17 protein-coding genes and 1 riboswitch are annotated in these 16,626 nt (G+C 36.7%); all 17 genes read left to right on the top strand.

Annotated features, from left to right (window positions below; translation table 11 throughout):
- The first annotated feature begins 6 nt into the window (after positions 1-6).
- Positions 7-417, top strand: a complete 411-nt coding sequence (locus H626_RS10270) for a GNAT family N-acetyltransferase (RefSeq protein WP_051237680.1) — start codon at positions 7-9, stop codon at positions 415-417.
- Positions 418-1,161, top strand: a complete 744-nt coding sequence (locus H626_RS0100140) for a segregation and condensation protein A (protein WP_027107510.1) — start codon at positions 418-420, stop codon at positions 1,159-1,161.
- Positions 1,162-1,176: 15 nt separating this feature from the next.
- Positions 1,177-1,767: an SMC-Scp complex subunit ScpB gene (gene scpB / locus H626_RS0100135; protein ID WP_027107509.1), complete on the top strand. Its 591-nt coding sequence runs from the start codon at positions 1,177-1,179 to the stop codon at positions 1,765-1,767.
- A 1-nt stretch (position 1,768) separates the two neighbouring features.
- A complete protein-coding gene (locus tag H626_RS0100130; RefSeq protein WP_027107508.1) occupies positions 1,769-2,494 on the top strand; it encodes a pseudouridine synthase in 726 nt (241 codons plus the stop codon).
- Positions 2,495-2,601: 107 nt separating this feature from the next.
- Positions 2,602-3,327: a response regulator transcription factor gene (locus H626_RS0100125; protein WP_027107507.1), complete on the top strand. Its 726-nt coding sequence runs from the start codon at positions 2,602-2,604 to the stop codon at positions 3,325-3,327.
- A 9-nt stretch (positions 3,328-3,336) separates the two neighbouring features.
- Positions 3,337-5,136, top strand: a complete 1,800-nt coding sequence (locus tag H626_RS0100120) for a sensor histidine kinase (protein ID WP_051237679.1) — start codon at positions 3,337-3,339, stop codon at positions 5,134-5,136.
- A 55-nt stretch (positions 5,137-5,191) separates the two neighbouring features.
- Positions 5,192-5,312: riboswitch (FMN riboswitch) on the top strand.
- Positions 5,313-5,497: 185 nt separating this feature from the next.
- Positions 5,498-6,106, top strand: coding sequence for an ECF transporter S component (locus H626_RS0100115; protein ID WP_027107505.1), 609 nt, complete (start codon positions 5,498-5,500; stop codon positions 6,104-6,106).
- A gap of 256 nt (positions 6,107-6,362) precedes the next feature.
- Positions 6,363-7,439 (top strand): helix-turn-helix domain-containing protein, encoded by a 1,077-nt coding sequence (locus H626_RS0100110; protein WP_027107504.1) that lies wholly within the window; start codon positions 6,363-6,365, stop codon positions 7,437-7,439.
- Positions 7,426-8,859 (top strand): RecQ family ATP-dependent DNA helicase, encoded by a 1,434-nt coding sequence (locus H626_RS10265; RefSeq protein WP_035618095.1) that lies wholly within the window; start codon positions 7,426-7,428, stop codon positions 8,857-8,859. The genes H626_RS0100110 and H626_RS10265 overlap by 14 nt, the downstream gene beginning before the upstream one ends.
- 70 nt (positions 8,860-8,929) lie before the next feature.
- Positions 8,930-9,601, top strand: a complete 672-nt coding sequence (locus H626_RS0100100; protein WP_027107503.1) for a LysM peptidoglycan-binding domain-containing protein — start codon at positions 8,930-8,932, stop codon at positions 9,599-9,601.
- A gap of 96 nt (positions 9,602-9,697) precedes the next feature.
- Positions 9,698-10,378: a (d)CMP kinase gene (cmk, locus tag H626_RS0100095; RefSeq protein ID WP_027107502.1), complete on the top strand. Its 681-nt coding sequence runs from the start codon at positions 9,698-9,700 to the stop codon at positions 10,376-10,378.
- Between the two features lie 223 nt (positions 10,379-10,601).
- Positions 10,602-11,858: a 30S ribosomal protein S1 gene (gene rpsA, locus H626_RS10260; protein ID WP_051237726.1), complete on the top strand. Its 1,257-nt coding sequence runs from the start codon at positions 10,602-10,604 to the stop codon at positions 11,856-11,858.
- A gap of 197 nt (positions 11,859-12,055) precedes the next feature.
- Positions 12,056-13,369, top strand: coding sequence for a ribosome biogenesis GTPase Der (gene der / locus H626_RS0100085; protein ID WP_027107501.1), 1,314 nt, complete (start codon positions 12,056-12,058; stop codon positions 13,367-13,369).
- 208 nt (positions 13,370-13,577) lie between these two features.
- Positions 13,578-13,856, top strand: coding sequence for an HU family DNA-binding protein (locus H626_RS0100080; RefSeq protein WP_027107500.1), 279 nt, complete (start codon positions 13,578-13,580; stop codon positions 13,854-13,856).
- A 425-nt stretch (positions 13,857-14,281) separates the two neighbouring features.
- Positions 14,282-15,547, top strand: coding sequence for a tetratricopeptide repeat protein (locus H626_RS0100075; protein WP_027107499.1), 1,266 nt, complete (start codon positions 14,282-14,284; stop codon positions 15,545-15,547).
- Positions 15,548-15,595: 48 nt separating this feature from the next.
- A complete protein-coding gene (locus tag H626_RS0100070) occupies positions 15,596-16,168 on the top strand; it encodes a ReoY family proteolytic degradation factor (RefSeq protein WP_027107498.1) in 573 nt (190 codons plus the stop codon).
- 117 nt (positions 16,169-16,285) lie between these two features.
- The gene (locus H626_RS0100065; RefSeq protein ID WP_027107497.1) at positions 16,286-16,624 is read left to right on the top strand and encodes a nucleotide pyrophosphohydrolase; all 339 of its coding nucleotides are present in this window, start codon (positions 16,286-16,288) and stop codon (positions 16,622-16,624) included.
- Positions 16,625-16,626: the final 2 nt, after the last annotated feature.

The raw sequence follows: 16,626 nt of genomic DNA, 5'->3' as shown, positions 1-16,626 counted from the left end.
ATTTACATGTTAGTGAAATTCAAACTTGATTACCAAAAGATAACGATGGGATTGTTGTCTTTTATACCCGATTTAAAAGAAACTAAAAGACTATTGGCAGAACTAGATTGGTACGATCAAGAAGAGAATCGTGTACTTTATTTATGGAAAAGTGAAGAAACTGAAGATTTTGTAGGAGTTATTGGTATAGAAATCACCGATAATGTTGTCTTGATCAGGCATATTGCATTAAATCCTTCTTTTCGTCACGAAAAATTAAGTTACGAAATGTTTGATGCATTAGCCCATAAATTTTTTGATAAAAAAATTATGGGGACATTTGAAACGGCTCCTTTAATTAGTAAATGGCAAAAGTACCAGACTGCTAATGACCGTTCTTCAAATCAAAAAATCACATCAGAAGAAGGTCCCTTGTAAATGGCAGAATTGACGATCAAAACAACTGTCTTTGAGGGCCCTCTGGATTTACTGTTGCATTTAATCAAAAAGTTGGAAATTGACATTTACGATATTCCTATTGCAAAAATCACTGAGCAATATCTAGACTATTTGCATTCGATGAAAATACTGCAACTAGATGTAGCAGGAGAGTATCTATACATGGCTGCTACGTTGATGTCTATTAAAAGTCGCTTGTTGATTCCAAGAGTAGATCTTGGAACTGATGAGTTAGCCAATGATACTTTTGAATATGAAGAAGATCCGAGAGATTCATTAGTGGAAATGCTCATTGAATATAAGAAATTCAAAAAAGCGGCAACTATCTTGGATGAAAAAGAAAGCGAACGGCAGCATTTTTTCACACGTGAACAAAGTGATTTAACTCATTATCAAGAAAAAATCCCTTTGAAGAGGCAACAGATAGATACCAGGGATTTACTTGCGGCTTTCTCTGAAGCCATTGAGAGGAAAAAAGATCAGGCGCCATTGAAAACAACGGTTGAGGCAGATGAAATTTCAGTAAAAGAAAAAATGCTGTGGATCGAACGAAAGCTTCAAGGTTCAAGTACGCCACTTTCGCTTGCAGATTTATTTGAAGTGATGAACCGCAAGGAAATTGTATCGACTTTTCTAGCATTGCTAGAATTAATGAAAGAAAATACTATTGCTGTATTCCAAGTTAATAATTATAGTGAAATTATAATTGAGTCTGCAAAATAAGGTGTAGGTGTAAATATGGAAAAAAATGGGATTGGACAAATTGAGGCGTTGCTTTTTGTATCCGGAGATGAAGGGATGACATCCGTGAATTTAGCAACGCTTTTAAACTGCTCAGATTCAGAAGTACAAGCAGGGCTTATCGAATTAAAAAGAAACTACGAAGAAGATGAACGAAAAAGTATAACCGTGATTGAAACAAATCATCGCTATAAATTGGCCACTAAAACTCATTATTCTGAATTAATCAAAAAATATGCACAATCACCGTTAACTGTTCCATTGAGTAAAGCGGCGAAAGAAATATTAGCAATAGTTGCTTATAAACAGCCAATCACGAGAAGTGAAATAGAGGAAATTCGTGGCGTCCAATGTGGAAATACAATTCATAAGCTAGCCATTAGAGATTTAATTTGTGAGCATAGTCGAATGGAAGTTCCAGGAAAGCCTATATTGTACGCTACAACTGATTACTTTCTTGATTATTTCAACTTAAATGCTTTAGAAGAATTACCAGATATTCAATTATTAGAAGAAGAGTCAGAAAATGAGACAAGTTTGTTTTTTGAATCTTTCAATCAAAATTTTGAAACAATACAGGAGGAGTAACATGGAAAGACTACAGAAAGTAATGGCTCATGCAGGTATAGCATCCCGCAGAAAGTCTGAAGAGTTAATTAAGACTGGACGAGTAAAAGTCAATGGAGAAGTTGTAAGAGAACTAGGAATTCAAGTATCAAATCAAGATGAAATAAAAGTTGACAATGTTCCCATAGATAAAGAAGAACCTGTTTATTATTTGCTGAATAAACCACGCAGTGTGATTTCAACTGTGGAAGATAATAAAGGGAGAAAGACTGTACGAGAATTTTTTCCTCAAGTGGAACAGCGAATCTATCCAATTGGTAGATTAGATTACGATACTACTGGTGCCATCATCCTGACGAACGATGGGGACTTCGCACAACTATTGATGCATCCAAAATACGAAATTGAAAAAACATATGTAGCCAAAGTTAGAGGTTTGGTGAAAAAAGAAACTATCAAGAAGCTTGAAAAGGGTCTTGTGATCGAAGGTAAAAAAACTTCTCCTGCTAAAGCCAGAGTCATTTCACAAGATAGAAAAAAGGAAGTAACTATGGTTGAAATCAAGATTCATGAGGGAAGAAATCATCAAGTTAAAAATATGTTTACAGCAGTCGGACATCCAGTTTTAAAATTAAAGAGAGAAACTTACGGACAATTAAATTTAGCAGGCTTGCAACCAGGTGAATCGAGAGTACTAAAAGCTTTCGAAATTGATTCGTTGAAAAAAGAAGCTCTAAAGAATAGTTAAAACATTATAAAGAAGCAAATCAATCAAATCAATAGAAATTAACCGTTTTCTTCTGTATACTTAATCTTGAAAGAATATGTAGTTGAGGTAGAAGGAGAGTGTCGATTTTGGCGGATGATAGAAAAACTATCTTGATAGTAGATGATGAGGAAAGAATTCGACGTTTGCTAAGAATGTATTTGGAAAAAGAAAATTATATCATTGAAGAAGCAGCAGACGGACAGGAAGGTTTAGATTTAGCTTTAGAAGAGGACTACGATCTAATTTTATTGGATCTTATGCTTCCAAAACTGGATGGCATTGAAGTGGCTAAACAACTTCGCGAAGAAAAAAACTCGCCGATCATGATGTTAACAGCTAAAGGAGAAGAGTTGAATCGAATTCAAGGATTCGAAGTGGGAGCGGATGATTATATTGTAAAACCATTCAGTCCACGCGAAATTGTGTTACGTGTAGCCGCAATTTTAAAACGTACGCAATCTTTGAAGGAAACTGAAATAAAAAATGCAAATTTGATTCAACTACCCCATCTTGAAATAGATAACCGATCTCACCGTGTGATCGCTGATGGTAAACAAGTTAATCTCACACCAAAAGAATATGACCTACTGTATTATCTGGCCTCATCTCCAGATCAAATATTCGGAAGAGAACAATTATTACGAGAAGTATGGAAATATGAATTTTTTGGTGATTTAAGAACAGTCGATACACATGTCAAACGTTTACGTGAAAAATTGGCGAAACAATCTGAAGAAGCCCCGAGGATGATTGAGACAGTATGGGGATTAGGTTATAAATTCAATTCTTATCCAGCAACTGATGAAAAGTAGGTGGATTTGTTGAAACTTAATATTGTAGCAATAAGGGTGTGGCTCTTTACTATTGGACTCACGCTCTTTTCTTTTCTAGCAACAACTTTTATCTATGGGTATTTTTATTCTGACCAAGTAGAAAATAACTATTTAACAGACTTTGAGAAGTTGATTTCTGAGGTGGAATTTATTGCCGAAAGCCGGACAAATATGTTGGTCGATGTGTTACCGGACCTGGACTTGGTCAACTCTAAAATATTTTATACGTATGCTTTGTTGGATGAAAAAGAGGAAAATGTGCTAGCCGGTATTGAACTGCTACCAGAAGCTATTAGAGGAAATATTCTATCCAATAATATGCTAGTAGAAGCTGTAGCTTCAAATGAAGGATTTTCACTTAGAGGTGAGCTGGAGAATCAGGAGGGGGATGCTATTCCTTTTTTATTTAAAGGAAAAGAATTTACTTACGAGAATCAAGAAGCTATCCTGTATTCTTATGCAGATCTAACTTTTTTACACCAGATTGAAACAACCATGATGTGGATACTCGTTAGTTTAGTTTTTTTCTATGGATTATTGGTATTGTTTTTTTATCATTATTTAAGAAGGAAATTATCTGAACCAATAAATGTGATGACGAATATCGCTTTTGACTACAGTAAAAATGATTTTAGTAAGCAAGTTCCTATTCAAGGGCGCGATGATTTAGCTGCACTTGGGATGGCTATGAATAAAATGGGACATTCCTTAGAAATGCAAGGGACAGCTGTTAGACAAGAAAAAGAACTACTGAGTACAATTTTGAACAATATTCAGCCCGGACTGCTTTACTTTGATGTAGAAAAGACGCTTTTACTCTCGAATCCAACGGGGGATTTATTTTTGACTGATTATCAGACAATCAAAAAAGATGAAATTAGGAATGATGAAGATATTCTCTATGATCAGATGAATATCGTTATAGAGAAAAAAGAATCTAAAAAATTGGACATTGCAGTAAACGATTATTATTTCTCTGTGAATATCGTGCCTTTAGTGAATGAAGACACTCAAGAAGTAAGGGGAGTAGTCGTTTCTTCTCAAGATTTAACGAAAGAACATCAGCTGGATCAAATGCGCATTGATTTTATCAATAATATTTCCCATGAATTACGGACACCACTCGTGATGGTACAAGGGTACAGCGAAGCGATAATAGATGATGTAGCTGAAACACGAGAAGAGAAACACGAAATGGCTACGATAATCCGAGACGAAGCGCAACGAATGAATCGTTTAGTCAATGAAATGCTTGATTTATCACGAATGGAAGCCGGCTTCATCGATGTTCATAAAGAGTGGATCGAAACGAGTCCTTACATCATGAAATTACTTGCACGGTTTAATAAAATGGCTAAAGAAAAAAATGTAGTATTGGATTATCAAATTGACCCAGAGATCAACGAAATCTATATGGACCCGGATAAAATGGACCAGGTGTTTGTCAATCTTATCAATAATGCTATTCGTCATACTGCCAAGGCTGAGAATCAAAGCGGTCATGTTTCTTTGATCGTTGAAGCTGGAATGGTAACGGACGAGTTATTGATCACCATCAAAGATAATGGGACAGGAATACCAAAAGAAGACATTCCATTCATATTTGAACGATTCTATAAAGCAGATAAAGCACGCATCAACAACGCAGAAAACCGTTCTGGGACAGGTATAGGGTTATCCTTAGTAAAAAATATAGTCGAAGCACATGATGGTACAATTGAAGTGAAAAGCGATTTAAACAAAGGGTCTTCATTTATTATTCATTTACCGTTAGGCGAGAAGGAATAAGGTCTTGACATTTCATAAAAATGAACTATAATTAAAAGTGTTAAAAAAAATATAGATTCATCTTCAGGGGCAGGGTGTAATTCCCGACCGGTGGTTAAAGTCCACGAGCTGATTTCGATTGGCTGAACTGGTGTAACTCCAGTACCGACAGTAAAGTCTGGATAAAGAAGATGGGGCTTTTTAAGTGAACTCAAAATCATTTAAGCTCTGTTATTTTCTCTGAAGTAAATAATAGGGCTTTTTTCTTTTGGAAAAAATTGGTCATGAATGCCATCCTCTTATTTACTTTAGATAACAGCCTAAATGACTCACTTTAAAAATCCCGGCCACCAATCGATGAATCCTTTTAGGAGGATTTTATATGCAAAATAGTAAGACAAAGAAACTCGTTGGGATAGCGGTGCTTGCTTCCATGGCTTTTGTACTCGCTCAATTATCATTTCCAATACTTCCAGCTGCTAGTTTCTTGAAGGTAGACTTCAGTGATGTACCTGTAATACTTGGAATGTTTTTATACGGACCGGTAAGTGGGATAGTCATTGCATTTATCCGTTCATTGTTACATTACGTACAAACAGGTGGAGAATTGGGGATTCCAATTGGGGACACAACAGCCTTTATAGCATCCATTGTTTATACGTTACCGATTTATTATATTGTGAAGAACCATTACTCAGGAATAAAAAGTAAAATTGCGGCGACTGTTAGTGCAACTTTATCGTTGACAATTGTCCTTTCGTTCTTGAACTGGGCAGTCATCGCTCCGGCTTATATGGCTGTTATGGGATTTGATGTGGGATCCATGCGTAACTATCTACTGCTTGCAGTTGTTCCTTTTAACTTATTGAAAGGGCCGATGGTTGCATTTGCGTTCTTTGCAGTTTACTCAAAACTCAAACCATGGATCGATAAAAACAAAAAGAAATTAGGCATTAAAAAAAGAACGAAATTGAATATTCAATCTTCTTGAAAACATTCACATTAAGAATCAATTTAAATTGAGCCTGTGCAGATAATAGGAAAAGACTGAGACCTGATTCTCAGTCTTTTTTATTTACCTTTGGATAGCTAGTGTTGTGATGAGTATTCATTCATTATTTAAATCGAGGATAAATAGATATCTATGTTAAACTAATAGAAAATATTCAGTAAAAGCCTTTGTTGATCTAAAAAATGGATCAAGTCATGCGATATAAATTCTAATTTGATAGTAAAGGGAAGATTATATGGATACTTCTGCATATACAGTAAAAACAATTATACTCGCCTTGATCGGTAGTCAAAAAGAAATGAAAGCTGCTTTGCTTTATTCTATTTTAGTTGGGAAAAGGACACCGTCTGTCCTCTTTCAAGCAAAGCGATTGGGTTTGGAGAACTATTTTTCGTTATTTGAACAATTAACACGTGAACAATTTCAGCAGATACTAAAAAAATTGATTACAAAGCAATTCGTTCAACTGCAGGAAGCGGATGTGTATACTGTACCGTCAACAGTTAAAGAAAGATCCCGATATACATCAAAAGATCAGTTAGATACGTATCTGCTCGGTTTTTTTCGTTACCAAAAACTTTTGCCTGTATTTTGGATCAGGTTCCAGTTGTTCATCCAAATTGTTTCTGAAAAAAGACATCAAAAAGTAAATTATCGGCCTATCACAAACGAATTGTCCCATCAGAGGTGGATCAAAGGCTGGATCCTTCAAAACCAGGATGATTTTGCTGGTTTGGCAGAAGAAGCTGCTGGAGAAATTTTTTCGCTCCTCGCTTCTTTGCCGCAAGAAAAAGCTGAATTAGTAACTCTTCTACTAACGGGTCACGAAAAAAATGGACGTACCATGAATCAATTAAAAGAACTATGGGCTATTAAAAGCAATACCGGCTTTTTATTGTTACTTATTCAAACACAGTTGCTTTTGGTCCGCTACATTCAGGAGTCGCCTGAACGATATAAACACCTCGCCAAGCTGCTAGCGAGTGTCGATAAAGAAACCTTCTATGGACTAAATGAAAGTACCTTTGTTACAGTAGAATTATTAAAAAGCCAATCCATTGAAGAAATCGCGCACGTACGCAATTTAAAAATTGGAACAATTAAAGAACATATATTAGAAATTGCTTTATCACAGGACCATTTTTCTGTCGCTGATTTTATTCCCCAAGAAAGAAAAGAGACAATCAAGAAATTACAAGAGGAAGAGTTCTTTTTACCCTTTAAAATGGTTCAAAAAAAAGTTGGCGAGATTGATTTTTTCCATTACCGCCTTCTTCAAATTGAAAGGATGCGTAAACATGGATACGAATGAGTTGACGAATTTACTGAGTGAAAAATTTCAGTTTGCATCTTTTCGGTTGGGTCAAGAAGAAGCCATTCAAGAGACGCTGAAAGGCAATGATACTCTCGTACTATTGCCGACGGGTAGCGGGAAATCTGTCTGCTATCAGATGGCCGGCTACGCTTTGGGTGGACTGACAGTTATTGTGTCTCCTTTACTGTCATTAATGCATGATCAGGTTGAAAAAATGAAGCAACAGGGAGAAAAAAGAGTCGTCGCCTTGAATAGCATGTTAACGTATCAAGAGAAAACGGCTATCTTGAAGCGGTTGTCTGCTTATCAATTTATATTTATTTCTCCGGAAATGCTGTTACAAGAGAACGTATTGAGAAAATTTAGGCAAGAAAACATTTCTCTATTTGTAATCGATGAAGCCCATTGTATTTCCCAATGGGGAATTGATTTCAGACCCGAATATTTATCCTTAGGAACTGTGCGCTCGAAACTCGGTTTTCCTACAACAATGGCTCTGACCGCCACGGCAACGGAAGCTATTCAGCAAGATATCAAAACAGTCTTGGGCATGAAAAAAGAAACGACAAGCGAGATCGTTTATTCGATGGATCGTCCGGAAATCGAGTTGATGACGGAAATCTGTCAACGAGATAAAGATGAACGGATAATCAATTATGTGAATTATTTACAAAAACCGGGAATCATCTATTTTTCGAGCAAAAAAATGGCCCAATCAGTTTCGAAAATGTTAAAAGATAAGACAGATTTAGCCGTAGAGGTTTATCATGCAGATGTGCCATCAGAAGATAAAGTTAAAATCCAACAACAATTTCTGGATGACGAATTACAAGTTATTTGCGCTACGAGTGCTTTTGGAATGGGTGTCGATAAACAAAATATACGGTTTGTCATTCATTACCACTTGCCTGCAAATCCTGAATCGTACTTACAAGAGATTGGCAGATGCGCGAGAGATGGAAAAGCAAGTTTGGCTATTTTATTATACGAACCGGGAGATGAAAGAATTCCCTTATACTTGCAAGCAGATAATTTTCCTAGCAAAGAAATCATTCATCAAATTTATATGGAAAGAAAAATCCCGCATGCATTAATAGAGAATGTCCAAGCCCAAGTTGGTTGGTATTATTTTTCCAACCATTTTACTTTAGAAGAGGCTTACGATCGAGTTGATCAGTACAGTGAAACAAAACAACAACAGTTGCAATTTATGTTAGATTTTATCAGGACCGCGGATTGCAAACGAAAAACCTTGTTAGCGTACTTCGATGAAACTATAAAAAGCAATTCCAATGGGTGTTGTTCAAGTTGCAATGAGCAGTTGATCGCCCACTTTAAAGAAACAAAAATGGTGAAATCGAAGGCAACAGTGAATGAGAATTGGCAATTTGTAATGAAAAAACTATTAAAATTATAAAAAAGAGGAAAGTACTCTACTGACGTGTGGTATAATACTGAGTGAAAAATGGTTCAGGGGGGATGGAAGTATGACTAAAAAAGATTCTCAGTCCAATCATGAAGAATTATGGTCTAAACGCTTCGATGAAGAAAATGAAGAAGAAAAGATTTATTCTCGGTCTCAAAAAAGAAAGTCAGAAAGCGAAATTTCTCCGCTTGCTAAATTAACGTTTGTATTTTTGATTTTACTGATCACTCTTCCAACAGGAGCGTACTTCTGGTGGACAAACAATGATGTCTCTCCACTGTTCGCTGGGAACGAAAGTTCTGTCCAGGTAGCAGAGAATGATACAGCTACAAAAGAAGAGGAAACAAAAGAAAATGAAGAATTAGAGAAGGCAGAAGAAGCTGAACGACTTGAAGCAGAAAAAGCTGCACAAGAAGAAGCTAAACAAAAAGAAGCAGAACAAAAAGAGGCTGAACAAGCTGCCGAAGAAGAATCGAAACCTGAAGAAGTAGATGAAACTACAGAAACAACACAACCGGTTGAAGAAGAAGAAACCGATACACAAACGGAAGTAGTAGTAGAAGAAGAAAGTCAAACGACTCCAGAAGCTTCTACGAAAACATATGTTGTTCAAGCTGGTGACAATTTATACCGTATAGCTCTAAACAATGGAATGACAACGGATGAATTGAAAGAGTTAAATGGAATGACAGGCAATGATGTAATGGTAGGAACGGAACTAATTGTTGAATGAGCAAGCTTTTTTTAAGATAAAAGAGAAAAGCTGAGACTTTACCTCAAAAGGTCTCAGCTTTTTTAGTTGAAAACTAACTATAGGTGAGTGATGAATATGTCAATTATGAGAATTGCTATAGATGGACCCGCATCTTCGGGCAAGAGCACAGTAGCTAAAATACTTGCGGATGAATTAAATATGATATATGTCGATACAGGTGCTATGTATAGAGCTTTAACTTATATGGCCTTGAAAAACGGAGTGGATATTACCAATCAAACAGAATTAGTAGATCTAATTCATTCTATCAAGATCTCATTTGAAAGAACAAAAGGTGGGCAACATGTAAAAGTCAATGGCGACTATATAACCGAGCAAATCAGACGATCGGATGTCACGGCTGCAGTTTCCACGGTAGCGGCACACCCATATGTACGGAATGAATTAGTGAAACAGCAGCGGTTAATGGCTGCAGATCAATCGGTCGTTATGGATGGAAGAGATATAGGGACCGTAGTGTTTCCAGATGCAGAAGTGAAAATTTATTTAAATGCGAGTGTAGAAGAAAGAGCGATGCGTAGGCACAAAGAGAACGTTGAAAAAGGAATGGAATCTTCTCTTGAAGAATTAACGAAAGAAATAAAAGAACGAGATCATAAAGATATGACCAGGAAAGTTTCACCCTTAAAGCAAGCTGAAGATGCAATACTGGTTGACACCACTTCTTTATCTATTAAAGAAGTAGTTGGAAAAATCAAAGATATTATTATCAAACACGAAAAATATTCCAATTAAAAGCGATAGTTTTGCATTTTCAAGAGGTTTTGGTGGAATTTTGTCCGGAATTTCGTTACAATTAAGCATGTAGGAATAATTGGCTATTAGGAGGACGTAGATTATGACAGAAAAAGATATTAACCAAGAGGTCGAAGAGACCAATGAAAGTAAAGAAGCAAGAGAAGTTGCCAAGGAGCAAGTGGATGTAAACTCTCCTCTAGACATATCAGTTGGAGATGTGATGGCTGAATCCGAAGTTGAGGTACAAGCTACACATACATCGCAAGATGAAGAATCTCCACAAACCATGTCAGACGTTTTAGAAGGATTTAAAGAAATCACTATTGGTGATACAGTTCGAGGAAAAGTTTTAGCTATTGAAGAGAAACAAGTAATTGTGGGTCTCGAAAATGGTCAAGAAGGGGTCATTCCATTTAAAGAACTTGCTTCATCACCAGTTGAATCTCCTTCAGAAGTTGTTGAAAAAGGTGAAGAAATCGAAGTAGTCGTTATCAAGGAAATCAAAAATGAAGAACAAGGTGGCTATTTACTTTCCAAACGTCGCGTAGATGCCAAGAAAATTTGGGAAGAACTTGAAAGAAAATATAAAGCTGGCGAAATAATTGAAGCACCTGTAACAAATGTTGTTAAAGGTGGATTAGTTGTAGATGTAGGCGTACGTGGTTTCATACCAGCATCTTTAGTAGATACAGCTTTCGTAGATGATTTTTCTGCCTATAAAGGTAACACATATGAGTATAAGATCATTGAAATCGAACCAAGCGAAAATCGTTTGATCCTTTCAAGAAAAGCATTATTAGAAGAAAAAGATTCAGTTAAAAAAGACGAAATTTTAGATAATCTAGTAGAAGGTTCTATTGTAACTGGAAAAGTTGCCCGTCTAACTGATTTCGGAGCGTTTGTTGACTTAGGTGGAGTGGATGGATTGGTTCACATTTCCCAAATTTCACATGAGCATGTAAAACATCCTTCCGATAAATTAGAAGTCGGCGAAGAAATAGAAGTGAAAATTCTATCTGTAGATAAAGAAAAAGAAAGAATTTCTTTATCTATTAAAGAAACACTTGCGGGTCCGTGGGATGGAATTGAAGATAAAGTTCAAAAGGGCGATGTAGTGGATGGAACAGTTAAGCGATTAACTGATTTCGGAGCTTTCGTTGAAGTTTTCCCAGGAGTAGAAGGTTTGGTTCATATCTCTCAAATTTCACACAAACACATTGCAACTCCACATGAAGTGCTTACTCCTGAAGAAAAAATCCAAGTGAAAGTATTGGAAGTTAACCCAACAGACCAAAGACTTTCGTTAAGTATAAAAGCATTAGAAGAAAAACCTGAAACAGATGAACCAAAACAAAAACAAAGAAACCAACCAAAACAAGAAAAATTCCAAAATCAAGAAACCGAAACAGGCTTCACATTTGGTGACTTGTTAGGTGATCAACTTTCTGAGATTACTGGCGAAGATTCAGAGGAATAAAAACGCTGAATTCCCAGAAGACGACGTTAGGGACAGTGATTCCAAACGTCGTCTTTTCTTGATTTATTGTTGATGTCAATTTTTAGCTTGTACTCAAGTACATGTCTAGCGATGTAGGCCTCCACTCGCGCATGAGGCGAGTAGGTTTGCAACGCTTTTCTTATGAAGGAAAAGGTAGAGAAGGAAGAAGGATGAATATGACTAAACCAGTAGTAGCGATAGTAGGAAGACCAAACGTAGGGAAATCGACAATATTTAACCGTATTGCCGGAGAAAGAATTGCGATCGTGGAGGATGTTGAAGGTGTTACGCGTGACAGAATCTACGCAGAAGCAGAATGGTTAGGGAAAAGTTTTTCCGTTATTGATACGGGTGGAATTACAATGGATGATGCCCCATTGATGACTCAAATACGCTTCCAAGCAGAAATTGCGATGGACGAAGCGGATGTCATCATATTTTTAACAAGTGTGAACGAAGGAATCACGGATGCAGATGAGCAAATTGCAAATATCTTATTTAAATCTGGAAAACCGATCGTGCTTGCTGTGAACAAAGTCGATAATCCTGAAAAAAGAAGCGATATATATGAGTTCTATTCATTAGGATTAGGCGATCCGTATCCAATCTCGGGTAGTCACGGATTAGGACTCGGCGATTTGCTAGACGAAGTATTCAAACATTTCCCTGAAAACAATGGAGAAGAATACGACGATTCCGTCATTAAATTTAGTTTGATCGGTAGACCAAATGTTGGGAAATCTTCAATAGTTAACGCAATGGTCGGAGAAGAGAGAGTAATTGTCTCAAATGTTGCCGGAACAACACGGGATGCCATCGACACAACGTTTGTAAATCCTGAAGGACGAGAGTATGTCATCATCGATACTGCTGGGATCAGAAAACGAGGAAAAGTTTATGAAAACACTGAAAAATATAGTGTTTTAAGAGCTTTCACAGCAATTGAGCGTTCAGATGTAGTATTAGTCGTTTTAAATGCAGAAGAAGGCATACGTGAGCAAGACAAGCGTGTGGCAGGCTATGCGCATGAAGCAGGTAAAGGTATTGTTCTTTTAGTCAATAAATGGGACGTCATCGAAAAAGAAACAAATACAATGAGAGAATTTGAAAAAACTGTTCGCAAAGAATTTGCTTACTTGCATTATGCACCAATTTTGTTCGTTTCAGCTGAAACGAAACAACGGTTGTCCCAAATTCCTGATTTAGTTGAACAAGTGAGTATGAATCAAAACTTAAGAATTCAGTCTTCCTTGTTGAATGATGTTATCATGGATGCTGTAGCAATGAATCCAACACCTACCGATAACGGGAAACGGTTAAGGATTTATTATGCTACTCAAGTAGCTGTCAAACCGCCAACTTTTGTGATTTTTGTAAATGATCCTGAACTTATGCATTTTTCGTATGCGCGTTATTTAGAAAATCGTATCAGAGAAACTTTCACTTTCGAAGGAACAACGATCCGACTCATTCCACGTAAGCGAAAATAAATGAGAGATTTACACAAATAGTGGGAATGAAAATGAATATTAAATGGAAATACATTGCTATATCAACATTTGTGTGATATCTTTTATAGTGAAATGTTTTTTCTTATGCATTTCACTATACTCATTCTTGGACCACTCAAGGGTGACTGAAGATGTTTATTTTGTTTTCAAAATACATCGATTCTCTTTTGAGGGAGGTGAAAGTTAAATGGCGAATAAAGCACAATTAATTGATAGCGTAGTATCAAAAACAGATCTTTCTAAAAAAGATGCTTCAGCAGCAGTTGATGCAGTTTTTGAATCAATCAAAGAAACTTTAAGCGAAGGTGATAAAGTTCAAGTTATCGGATTTGGTAACTTTGAAGTACGTGACCGTGCTGCAAGAAAAGGACGTAACCCACAAACAGGGGAAGAAATCCAAATTGCTGCAAGCAAAGTACCTGCATTCAAACCAGGTAAAGCGTTAAAAGATGCTGTAAAAAAATAATTGAATAATTTCTATTAGATCAATTGAAGTTATTTTTTAAAAAAGTAGATCGTCTCTTTGAGATGATCTACTTTTTTTTGTACTGTATTGACTAAACGTAGGAAAAAGAGTGCGGCTATATTTTCTAAAAAGGAGTTCACTGAATAATAAGCATCCAATACGGGGAAAATTCTTTTTGGAAATGGTTATTAAAATGGGTCTTAACGTAAAGCTAGAACAAGGAAAAATCCAGATCAACTGCACGCTAAAGTAATAAGCATGCAAGAGATGCAGAACCGTTTAAATAATCTGTGTCCCCATACGCTGGAGGAATCAAAAGTCGGGTATGCCTTTCCCTTTTCCTCTTTTAGAACTTCGGTACAATCAATGAATTTCACCCGGTTATATGATAGAATGAAGGAAAGAATGAAAGAAAGGAAGCGACTATGAGTTACGCAGAAATGATTTTAGAACAATTAGAAAATGGATACTATGAAACCAATGAAGAACTAGTTTCTAATGCACTCCACAATGATTCCGATGAAGAAATCTTCGCACTTTCAGAAGCTTTCTATCAACTCGGATTTTTAGAAGAAACTAAAAAAATTCTTCACCATCTATTGGAACGCTATCCGCATGAAGATGAAATACGGATAAATTTAGCAGAAATTGCGATCGAGAACGGAGAAGAAAGTCAGGCGATCGAATGGTTGGCATCCATTGAAGACACGAGCACAGCCTATCCACAAGCTTTACTCGTTCAAGCGGATTTAGCTTTGTCACAGGGATTGTTTGAAGTCAGCGAATACAAACTACAAGAAGCTAAAAAATTGATGCCAGATGAACCGGTCATCGATTTTGCACTAGCTGAGTCTTTCTTTTCGGCCGGGAAATATGCTCAAGCAATCAAATTATACGAAAAACTTATTCAAGATCAGACAGATACTTTTGCAGGTGTTAATTTACACTTGCGTTGTGCGAATTCTTACAGTGCTTTGGGTGATTGGTCACAAGCGATCCCCTTTTATGAAAAAGCAGTGGAATTGGAAGAGACAGCGGACGTTCATTTTCAAATGGGGTTCACCTATTATCAATTAGAAGAGTGGCTCCCTGCACGGTCTCATTTTGAAAATGTGGTGGAAATCGATCCCACCTATTCAAGTGTGTACCTATATTTGGCAGGCACAAAAGAAAAATTGCAGGAACACAAAGAGGCACTGGCTACAGTAGAAGAAGGAATGAAATACGATCAAATGAATGAAGCCTTGTATGCTAATGCTGCACAACTAGCTGAACAACTTCAAGAATTTGAAAAAGCAACAGAATATTATACGCAGGCGCGGACTTTGGCTCCAAGCAATATAGCCATCTTGCTGCACTATCTGGAATTCCTTAACGCTACCCAGGAACACGAAGCAGTTATCAAAGAATATGAAGAATTGGGTAAAGATGAAGGGATCGAACCACAGGTCTATTGGAAAGTCGCTTATGCTTATAACGAATTGGAAGAATACGAGCAGGCGTTGACCTATTACCAGGAAGCCGTCCCTTTCCTTCAAGATAACATTCAGTTCTTAAGTGATTATCTTGCTTTCATGCGTGATGAAGGAAGAAAAGAAGATATTAAAAAAATCTTGCCTGTATATAAACGGATGAAAGAAACTGACTTGCTTTTCATTGAACAATTAAGTAGTTTCATAGAGGAACGTTAAGTCCCGTAAAAGAGCTATCTTTAATGGGGCTGAGAGGGGGAATTGAAAATGAAATGGACGATTCCTTTAGAACAAAAGAAAAAGTTTTTAAGCTGGTTTTTAGAAAATAATCAATTGAAGCGAAGAGAGTCCATGTGGATTTTAAATTATCTCCTCAATCACGACATTGTGCTGAATAAGGTCCATTTTGTCGAAAGAGCGGATAAGACGCCCCGTGGGATCATTATGTCGACCATAGAAAGTGATGCAGATTCTTTCCTTTTTTCTAAAGAAGGTGTCGCCTTTGACAACCCCGAACAAGCCTTTCACGAAGTAAGATTAAACTGGCATCAAGATTTGTATATTGAATTGATTTTTAACGACGCCTGGACGTCTTCTGAATACCTAGGCGTACTCGAAGACAATCCTTATTTTGATTGGAATGACACCATTCCGATGCAAGTCAAACAAAAGGCGACCCTTGGGATAAGTGAGTACGAGCTCCTGCAACAAAGGGACCTCCTTTTATCTCACATTGATAAAGCATTAGAAAATAAAAACAAAGAATCATTTGCAGTCCTTTCTCAAGAATTGATTGAAATAGAAAAGAAACTAGAAGAGCACAAGCATTTTTCTTTATGAATATGGAGCAATTGAAAAGGCAAGAGACTTGAGACTGCTTTTCGTCTCAAGTTTTTATTGTAAGCTTACAAAGCGACAATGGACTGGAAACGGATCGATAGAGGAGGCAGCACCTAAATGACTAAAGAGATGCACTCTATGCAAAAAGAAGTGGAAGCATACATTTCTCAATTTAAAGAGGGGTATTTTTCTCCGCTTGTTCAATTAGCCCGGATGACAGAAGAAGTAGGCGAATTGGCTCGGGAGATAAATCATGTGTATGGTGAAAAGCAAAAGAAAGAAACAGAGATACCAAAGGAATTGACTGAAGAACTAGGAGATGTATTATTTGTTCTGATTTCTTTAGCTAATTCATTAGAAATCGATTTAAGTGAGGCGTTCGCTTTAACCATGCACAAATTTACAGAACGAGATAAGTATAGATTTGAGCGAAAAGATGGACGTATTTCTGAATGAGA

It is taken from the genome of Lacticigenium naphthae DSM 19658 (assembly GCF_000425865.1).
In the GTDB taxonomy this organism is placed as follows: Bacteria; Bacillota; Bacilli; order Lactobacillales; family Carnobacteriaceae_A; genus Lacticigenium; species Lacticigenium naphthae.
This window is presented reverse-complemented; position numbering and strand designations above follow the sequence as displayed.

What these genes read in the sequence shown, in the direction of transcription:
- H626_RS0100100 (WP_027107503.1), top strand. Translation starts at nt 8,930, where the DNA reads ATGACTAAAAAAGATTCTCAGTCCAATCATGAAGAATTATGGTCTAAA.
- der (WP_027107501.1), top strand. Translation starts at nt 12,056, where the DNA reads ATGACTAAACCAGTAGTAGCGATAGTAGGAAGACCAAACGTAGGGAAA.
- rpsA (WP_051237726.1), top strand. Translation starts at nt 10,602, where the DNA reads ATGGCTGAATCCGAAGTTGAGGTACAAGCTACACATACATCGCAAGAT.
- cmk (WP_027107502.1), top strand. Translation starts at nt 9,698, where the DNA reads ATGTCAATTATGAGAATTGCTATAGATGGACCCGCATCTTCGGGCAAG.
- H626_RS0100075 (WP_027107499.1), top strand. Translation starts at nt 14,282, where the DNA reads ATGAGTTACGCAGAAATGATTTTAGAACAATTAGAAAATGGATACTAT.
- H626_RS10270 (WP_051237680.1), top strand. Translation starts at nt 7, where the DNA reads ATGTTAGTGAAATTCAAACTTGATTACCAAAAGATAACGATGGGATTG.
- H626_RS0100130 (WP_027107508.1), top strand. Translation starts at nt 1,769, where the DNA reads ATGGAAAGACTACAGAAAGTAATGGCTCATGCAGGTATAGCATCCCGC.
- H626_RS0100080 (WP_027107500.1), top strand. Translation starts at nt 13,578, where the DNA reads ATGGCGAATAAAGCACAATTAATTGATAGCGTAGTATCAAAAACAGAT.
- scpB (WP_027107509.1), top strand. Translation starts at nt 1,177, where the DNA reads ATGGAAAAAAATGGGATTGGACAAATTGAGGCGTTGCTTTTTGTATCC.
- H626_RS0100115 (WP_027107505.1), top strand. Translation starts at nt 5,498, where the DNA reads ATGCAAAATAGTAAGACAAAGAAACTCGTTGGGATAGCGGTGCTTGCT.
- H626_RS0100065 (WP_027107497.1), top strand. Translation starts at nt 16,286, where the DNA reads ATGACTAAAGAGATGCACTCTATGCAAAAAGAAGTGGAAGCATACATT.
- H626_RS0100140 (WP_027107510.1), top strand. Translation starts at nt 418, where the DNA reads ATGGCAGAATTGACGATCAAAACAACTGTCTTTGAGGGCCCTCTGGAT.
- H626_RS10265 (WP_035618095.1), top strand. Translation starts at nt 7,426, where the DNA reads ATGGATACGAATGAGTTGACGAATTTACTGAGTGAAAAATTTCAGTTT.
- H626_RS0100070 (WP_027107498.1), top strand. Translation starts at nt 15,596, where the DNA reads ATGAAATGGACGATTCCTTTAGAACAAAAGAAAAAGTTTTTAAGCTGG.
- H626_RS0100110 (WP_027107504.1), top strand. Translation starts at nt 6,363, where the DNA reads ATGGATACTTCTGCATATACAGTAAAAACAATTATACTCGCCTTGATC.